The 745-nt window shown below is 59.6% G+C and carries 1 protein-coding gene; it reads right to left on the bottom strand.

Features of this window, described 5'->3' with window-relative positions; all coding sequences use genetic code 11:
* Nucleotides 1–348 precede the first annotated feature (348 nt).
* Nucleotides 349–745: hypothetical protein (locus IRT45_RS36390; protein WP_228536056.1), on the bottom strand; the 397-nt coding region annotated here is incomplete at its 5' end.

Here is a 745-nt window from a genome sequence, read left to right as displayed (position 1 = left end):
CCTAGGTCCGGATCGTTTGATCACTCACCCCGCAATCACGTGCGATATCAGCGACCGCGCGTGACTTCTCCACCACTTCACGCGCTGCCGTCTCGCATCCCCCATCGGCCACGGTCGAGGACGACGTACCGCCCGCCCGCGCCGACCCATCCGACGACGTCGCGTTTTCAACGCTAACATCAGCATCACACGATATCTAGCATTGATTTGAAGTCAATCTTTGCTAGCGATCGGTCGATCGATTGCATCGAGCGCAGGACGTCGTTCCTCTCCCGGGCTCCGCCCGAGGGTAGATCTCATGCCCGAGCCATGGCGGCACCAGCCCGGCCCTCCTATAGTCAACGGAATCTATTCCAAGGCAAGACAATCGATCGACATGGACGATTCGTCCTGGCACAGCGACACAGCATAAGCACGTTGGATCGGGTCCATGCGGTAACGAACCTGTCCATGGTGACGTTCTGCCCAGAGCAAATGGGCGTACGCGAGGGTGTCCACTATCTCTTCGATCTTGGCGTAGTCGGCGTAGCCCAGCAGTGTGATCAGGCTTTGGACGTCAAATTCGCCGACGTCGAGCCGGCCGAGCTGACGGAAGAAGATGCGCGCTCCGTTGGGAAGAGTGGAATAGCCAGCAGCCAAGCCGCTTCGAAGATCCCGGGGGCCATGTTGCAGGACATCGAACAGCTTCCGCTCGTCGTTGAGCAGCGCTACGCAGCGGGCGATCCGCCAATGTCGATGTTGCGTG

Source organism: Nocardia sp. BSTN01 (assembly GCF_015354405.1).
In the GTDB taxonomy this organism is placed as follows: Bacteria; Actinomycetota; Actinomycetes; order Mycobacteriales; family Mycobacteriaceae; genus Nocardia.
The sequence above is the reverse complement of the archived record's forward strand: the minus strand, read 5'-3'. Positions and strand labels throughout refer to the sequence as shown.